The sequence below is a fragment of the Mesorhizobium sp. M7A.F.Ca.CA.001.04.2.1 genome (assembly GCF_003998485.1).
GTDB classification, from domain to species: Bacteria; Pseudomonadota; Alphaproteobacteria; order Rhizobiales; family Rhizobiaceae; genus Mesorhizobium; species Mesorhizobium ciceri.
The window spans coordinates 42,065-49,164 of sequence record NZ_RZQT01000039.1 but is presented as its reverse complement, the minus strand read 5'-3'; the positions used below and the strand labels follow the sequence as shown (position 1 = coordinate 49,164).

Genomic DNA, 7,100 nt, shown 5'->3' with positions numbered 1-7,100 from the left:
CCACAAGATCCCGCGCGGGCCGCGTGCGCTCGTCTTCAAATTTCAGATATTGGGCGGCGGACCAATCAGCCATTTGAGCTCCTCATGCCGGTTGAGATCGCCGCCCGGAAAACCCCCTTACCGCGTCAGCCTCTTGTAGGTCATGCGGTGCGGGTTGACGGCATCCGGCCCGAGGCGGCGGATCTTGTCCTGCTCGTAATCCTCGAAATTGCCCTCGAACCATTCGACATGGCTGTCGCCCTCGAAGGCGAGGATATGCGTCGCCAGGCGGTCGAGGAACATGCGATCGTGCGAGATGATGACCGCGCAGCCACCGAAATTTTCCAGCGCGTCTTCGAGCGCGGCCAGCGTTTCGGTGTCGAGATCGTTGGTCGGTTCGTCGAGCAGCAGCACATTGCCGCCGGTCTTCAACATCTTGGCCAAATGCACGCGGTTGCGCTGGCCGCCGGAGAGGTTGCCGACCTTCTGCTGCTGGTCGCCGCCACGGAAGTTGAACGACGCGCAATAGGCGCGCGTGTTGGCCTCGAACTTGCCGAGCTTGACCACTTCTGCGCCGCCGGAAATCTCTTCCCACACCGTCTTCGACGGATCGAGAGCATCGCGGCTCTGGTCGACATAGCCGAGCTTCACCGTTTCGCCGACGCGCACAGAACCCGCATCCGGCTTTTCCTGGCCGGTGATCATGCGAAACAGCGTCGTCTTGCCGGCGCCGTTCGGGCCGATGACGCCGACGATGCCGCCGGGCGGCAGCTTGAATTCCAGGCCGTCGATGAGCAGCGTGTCACCAAAGCCCTTCGACAGGCCTTCCGCCTCGATCACGACATTGCCGAGCCGTTCGCCGTGCGGGATGACGATCTGCGTATCGCTCGGACGCCGCTTGTCGGCTGCATCCAAAAGATCCTGGAACGCCTGGATACGCGCCTTGGATTTGGTCTGGCGGGCCTTCGGGCTCGACTGGATCCATTCGCGCTCGCGGCCGATGGCGCGCTGGCGGGCATCGTCCTCGCGGCCTTCCTGCTTGAGCCGCTTGGCCTTGGCTTCGAGGTACTTGGTGTAGTTGCCCTCATAGGGAATGCCGCGGCCGCGATCGAGTTCGAGGATCCAGCCGGTGACGTTGTCGAGGAAGTAGCGATCGTGGGTGATGATCATCACGGCGCCCGGATAGGCACGCAAATGCTTTTCCAGCCATGCCGTGGTTTCGGCGTCGAGATGGTTGGTCGGTTCGTCGAGCAGCAGAAGGTCGGGCTGGCGCAGCAGAAGCTGGCAAAGTGCGACGCGGCGGCGTTCGCCGCCCGACAGCTTGGTGACTTCCGAATCCTTGGGCGGGCAGCCCAGCGCTTCCATCGCCATCTCGACCTGCTGTTCGAGATCCCACAGGTTCAGCCGGTCCATCTCGTCCTGGAGCTTGGCCGACTCGTCGGCCGTCTCGTCGGAATAGTTCATCATCAATTCGTTGTAGCGCTCGATGATGGCGGTCTTGGCGGCGACGCCTTCCATGATGTTTTCGAACACGGTCTTGTCCGGATCGAGCGCCGGCTCCTGCGCCAGGTAGCCGACAGTGGCGCCTTCGGCGAGCCACGCTTCGCCGTTCCACTCCTTGTCGAGCCCGGCCATGATCTTGAGGATCGTCGACTTGCCCGAACCGTTGGGGCCGAGGATGCCGATCTTGGCGTCCGGATAGAAGGAGAGATGGACATTCTCGAGCACCTTCTTGGTGCCATAGGCCTTGTTGAGGCCGGCCATGTGATAGATGAACTGGCGTGCCACGCGCGCTTTCCCTGAAAAACCGACTGGATTTGTCGAATTGAATGGAGGTTGGCCGCTATGTAGGCGATGCGGCGGCGAACGGCAATCGCTTTTGCCAGATCAGGCCAATCACACGGACAAGTGTGGACCGCTGCTCGTGCAGTCTGGGGGCCGTTCAGCCGCCCTTACTGGAACCCGATAGCGTCGACGGTGCCGGTCGGGCAGCCTGCCTTGTTGGTCGGCACCGAAGCCAGCAGCAGGTCCTTGAGCGCGCTGTTCGGGCCGATCGGGCCGGCGAGGCCGAGGGTCAGTTCGCCGATCAGCCGCCTGCCGCTCGACGGATCGATGACGCAGGAAACGCGCACGCGGTCCCCTGCTCCCGCCCCGAAGGCAGTGTCGAAAGCGCCGCGGATCTGGTCGGCCGTCAGCTTGCCGCCGATGTTCTTGGCAAAGAGATCGCGCACCGGCGAACTGTTCACCGCGCGCATCAAATTCAGCGCGTCGGAGAAATAGTCCTGCTGGCTCTTGCCGTAGCAGGTGCCGTGCTTGATCCATTCATGCCGTTCGAGGTGGGAGGCCGTTCCAGGCATCACCTGGTCGAGTTCCGTGCGGGTGTTGGCGTCAAGATTGACCGACGGCAGGTCTTTCCAGTGGGCCGGATTGTCGTTGGCCTTGTCGCTCGCCGTCGCCTGGCAATAGAAATTGCCATTCGGCTGCGGCCACAGGCCGTGCAAGGTGAAATGCGTGGCGTCGAAATCGCCGGCACTTTGTGCCCTGCATTCGGTCTTGTTCGACTTTGTCTCGCAAAACGCCGGCTGCCAGCTCAGCGCGAAGACGTATTCGGGCTTCCCCGATGCCGCCGGCTTGCCTTGCCCGTCAGGCGCGGCCGGCACGGTCGCCGCGCTGCTGCCGGAAACATGGCCGCAGCTGACCTTCACCCAGCGGCGCTCCGGATCGGCGCCCGGCACCAGGATGAGATAATGCGTCGGCGTATCCTTGTTGCCGGCAAGCAACTGATAGCTCTGCCCGGCATCGGTCGAGACATTGCCGGGGTTCTTGCCGTTCTTGATCGCTTGCGTCGCCGGACAGGCGGCGTCGGCGACGAAGCTGCCGCTCATCTTCACGTCGGCATGCGCGGCCCCGGCCAGCGACGCCGCCAACATGGCCAATCCGAAAACGACACCGATGCGCATGGAGAATCCCCGGCTGAAGAAGTGGGCGACAGACTGAAGCTGCCTCCATGTCAGAATTGCGATATTTTGCTGACCGAACGCAAGAAACATCGTCGCGAAAAGCGGGTTTGCCGGATTGACGCATAATGTGGGCCGGCGCAAACAAAGCCAACGACGACAAAAGCAAGGGCGGGACCAGGCGGCATGTCATTCAGCCAGCAGCGCGTGGTTGCCTCGCCGACCGGTGCCGAGCTCAATCTTTTCGTCAGGCAGGCCGATGGCCGGGCACGCGCCGTCGTCCAGATCAATCACGGGCTAGCCGAGCACGCAGCGCGCTATGCCCGCTTTGCCGATTTTCTTGGCTCGCGCGGTTTCGACGTCTATGTCCACGATCATCGCGGCCACGGCGCGACCAAGGCGTCCGACGCTCCGCTCGGCAGGTTCGCCGACAGGGACGGTGCCGCCAAGGTGATCGCCGACGTCGACGTCATCCATGATCTTATCGCCCGCGAACGGCCAAACAGACCGGTCATCCTGTTTGGCCATTCGATGGGTGCGTCGGTGGCGCTGAACTACCTGTTGCGCCACTCGCCACGCGTTCACGCGGCAGCAATCTGGAACGGCAATTTCTCCCAAGGCCCGCTTGGGCAGCTTGCGCTCGGCATCCTTGCCTGGGAACGGATGCGGCTCGGCTCCGACGTGCCATCGCGCCTGCTGCCGAAACTCACCTTCCAGGCCTGGGGCAAGGCGGTGCCCAATCACCGCACAGTGTTCGACTGGCTGTCGCGCGACGAAGCGGAAGTGGCGAAATACATTGCCGATCCCTTGTGCGGCTGGGACGCTTCGGTGTCGATGTGGCGCGACGTCGTCGGTATGGCGCTGAACGGCGGCAAGGATGCCGGCTTTGCCGGTATCCGGCGCGACCTGCCCGTCAGCATCGTCGGCGGCGAGAAGGATCCGGCTTCCGACTATGGCAAAGGGATCACCCATCTTGCCGATCGCATGCGCAAGATGGGCTTTTCGAATCTGGTTTCAAAGGTTTACGCCGACACCCGCCACGAAAGCCTGAACGAGGTGAATCGCGACATTATCATGGATGATTTCGCCGCCTGGGCCGACGAAGTCCTCAAAGCGTGACGGATTGGCCCATTGCAAGAGCCGTGACAGCCGTTGCAGGGCTTGATAGAGGCTCTGCTTTCGCAGCAATCGCAGTGATTGCGGCAACCACGGTGATCCATGGCTGAGCCCCCGCTGAAAGGCGTCCGCGTCGTCGAACTCGCCCGCATCCTTGCCGGGCCATGGGCCGGGCAGTTGCTTGCCGATCTCGGCGCCGATGTCATCAAGGTCGAGAGCCCCGATGGCGGCGACGACACCCGCAAATGGGGCCCGCCCTTCGTCATGGGCAAGGACGGCGAGAACCTGTCGGCCGCCTATTACCATTCCTGCAATCGCGGCAAGCGCTCCATCGCCATCGATTTCTCGACCCCGGAAGGCGCCGAGACGGTGCGCCGGCTGGTCGCCACTTCGGACGTGCTGATCGAGAACTTCAAGCTCGGCGGCCTGAAGAAATACGGCCTCGACTATGACAGCCTGCGCAAGATCAACCCGCGCCTCGTCTACTGCTCGATCACCGGTTTCGGCCAGGACGGTCCGTACGCACCGCGCGCCGGCTACGACTTCATCATCCAGGCCATGGCCGGCATGATGTCGATCACCGGCGAGGTCGGCCGCGAGCCGCAAAAGGCGGGCGTTGCCATCTCGGACATCTTCACCGGCCTTTATTCGGTCATCGCCATCCAGGCAGCACTGCGCCATGCCGAGCAGACCGGCGACGGCCAGCATGTCGACATGGCGCTTTTCGACACCCAGATCTCGGCGCTCGGCAACCAGAATTTGAACTATCTCGTCTCCGGCAAATCGCCGGTGCAGATGGGCAATGCGCATATGAACATCGCCCCCTACGAGGTGGTGCCGGTCCGGGACGGGCACATCATCCTTGCGGTGGGCAATGACGGCCAGTTCGCCAAATTCTGCGCTGCCGTCGGACTGGACGACCTGCCTGCCAATCCCGACTTCGCCACCAATCCTGCCCGGGTCGCCAACCGGGTCAAGCTGCGTGAGCGCATGATCGAGGCGCTGAAGATCTTCGACCGCGATCCGCTGCTGGCAAAGCTCGAAGCGGCCGGCGTGCCGGCGAGCCCGATCAACACGATCGGCCAGATGTTCGCCGACCCGCAGACGATCGCGCGCGGCATGCGGCTCGACCTGGACGACGGCCATGGCAATCTTCTGCCTTCGGTGCGCGCGCCGATGGTGATGTCGGGCACGCCGCTGGTCTATGAGCGCCCCTCGCCGCGCCTGGGCGAGCACACGCAAGAAATCCTTGCCGAACTGGAGAAGTCTGGACAATGAAGACCGGCGGACAACTCATCGTCGACGCGCTCGAAGCCAACGGCACCGACCGCATCTACTGCGTGCCCGGTGAATCCTATCTGGCGGTGCTCGACGCGCTGCACGATTCAGCGATCCGCACCATCGTCTGCCGCCAGGAAGGCGGTGCCGCCATGATGGCCGATTGCCACGGCCGCCTGACCGGCAAGCCCGGCATCTGCTTCGTCACCCGCGGCCCCGGCGCCACCAATGCCTCGGCCGGCATCCACATCGCCATGCAGGATTCGATACCCGTCATCCTGTTCATCGGCCAGGTCGCCGGCCACGCCAAAGAGCGCGAGGCTTTCCAGGAGGTGGATTACAAGAGGTTCTTCGGCGACATCGCCAAATGGGTAGTCGAGATCGACGACGCCTCGCGCATCCCAGAATTCGTCACCCGCGCCTTCGCCGTGGCGACATCGGGCCGTCCCGGCCCGGTGGTGATCTCGCTGCCCGAAGACATGCTGACCAGTGTCGTCGAGGCGCCCGTCGCCTTGCCGCACACACCGGTGGAAACACGGGCCGGCGAAGCGGAACTCGATGCGCTGGAAAAGCTGCTGGCTAAGTCCAAGCGGCCTTTCGTCATCCTTGGAGGCACGCGCTGGGACGCCGAGGCGGTTGCACAAATGCGCACGATCGCCGAGGCCTGGTCGCTGCCGGTCGGCTGTTCCTTCCGCCGCCAGATGCTGTTCGATCATCTGCATCCGAACTATGCCGGCGATGTCGGCATAGGCATCAACCCGAAGCTGGCCACAGCGATCAAGCAGGCCGACCTCGTGCTGCTGATCGGCGGCCGCATGGGCGAAATGCCCTCCTCGGACTACACGCTGCTGAAAAGCCCCTACCCGGCCCAGACACTGGTCCATGTCCATGCCGATTCCGGCGAGCTCGGCCGCGTTTACAGGCCGGCATTGGCGATCAACGCCTCGCCGTCCGCCTTCGTCGACGCTTTCGCCAAACGCAAGCCGGCCTCCGCACCCGTCTGGGCAGCCGAGACGCCAAAGCTGCATGCCGCCTATCTCGACTGGTCGACACCACCCGAAAGCGGCCCCGGCCCGGTCCAGATGGGCCCGATCATGAACTATCTCGAAAAGATGCTGCCCGACGACGCCATTCTCACCAACGGCGCAGGCAATTACGCCAGCTGGGTGCATCGCTTCCATCGCTTCCGCCGCTTCGCCACTCAAGGTGCGCCGACGTCAGGCTCGATGGGCTATGGCACGCCTGCGGCAGTCGCCGCCAAAGAGCTGTTTCCAGAGCGCACCGTGGTCGCTTTCGCCGGCGACGGCTGCTTCCTGATGAACGGGCAGGAATTCGCCACTGCCGTGCAATACGATCTGCCGATCGTCGTCGTCGTCGTCAACAACGGTATCTACGGCACCATCCGCATGCATCAGGAGCGCGAATATCCCGGCCGCGTGGTGGCCACCGACCTCAAGAACCCCGATTTCGCGGCTCTCGCCCGCGCCTATGGCGGCCATGGCGAAACGGTTGAGAAGACGGCGGACTTCGCCCCGGCCTTCGAACGCGCCCGCGCCAGCGGCAAGCCGGCGATCGTCGAGATCAGGCTCGACCCCGAAGCGATCACCCCGACCCGGACGATGACCCAGATCCGCGACAAGGTTTGAGAGCCGACCGGGGCAAGTCGAGTTCCTTCACGCCCCCTCTGCCCTGCCGGGCATCTCCCCCCTCAAGGGGGGAGATTGGCAGTTTCGTCGTCTCGCCCTTCTTCCAACACTGGCGATTGGCGAA

At 63.7% G+C, this 7,100-nt stretch carries 5 protein-coding genes; 3 read left to right on the top strand and 2 right to left on the bottom strand.

Annotated features, from left to right (window positions below):
* Positions 1-117: 117 nt before the first annotated feature.
* Both ettA and EN955_RS15065 read right to left on the bottom strand, forming a co-directional pair.
* The gene (gene ettA, locus EN955_RS15070; protein ID WP_013530923.1) at positions 118-1,767 is read right to left on the bottom strand and encodes an energy-dependent translational throttle protein EttA; all 1,650 of its coding nucleotides are present in this window, start codon (positions 1,765-1,767) and stop codon (positions 118-120) included.
* 164 nt (positions 1,768-1,931) lie between these two features.
* Positions 1,932-2,939, bottom strand: a complete 1,008-nt coding sequence (locus EN955_RS15065) for a ribonuclease (protein WP_024501493.1) — start codon at positions 2,937-2,939, stop codon at positions 1,932-1,934.
* Positions 2,940-3,122: 183 nt separating this feature from the next.
* On the opposite strand from EN955_RS15065, the gene EN955_RS15060 reads away from it, so the two are divergent.
* From EN955_RS15060 to EN955_RS15050, 3 genes are all read left to right on the top strand, one after another.
* Complete coding sequence (locus EN955_RS15060; protein ID WP_024501494.1) at positions 3,123-4,055, top strand: alpha/beta hydrolase; 933 nt, start codon at positions 3,123-3,125, stop codon at positions 4,053-4,055.
* Positions 4,056-4,154: 99 nt separating this feature from the next.
* Positions 4,155-5,330, top strand: a complete 1,176-nt coding sequence (locus EN955_RS15055; protein WP_024501495.1) for a CaiB/BaiF CoA-transferase family protein — start codon at positions 4,155-4,157, stop codon at positions 5,328-5,330.
* Positions 5,327-6,976, top strand: coding sequence for a thiamine pyrophosphate-binding protein (locus EN955_RS15050; protein ID WP_024501496.1), 1,650 nt, complete (start codon positions 5,327-5,329; stop codon positions 6,974-6,976). The genes EN955_RS15055 and EN955_RS15050 overlap by 4 nt, the downstream gene beginning before the upstream one ends.
* Positions 6,977-7,100 lie beyond the last annotated feature (124 nt).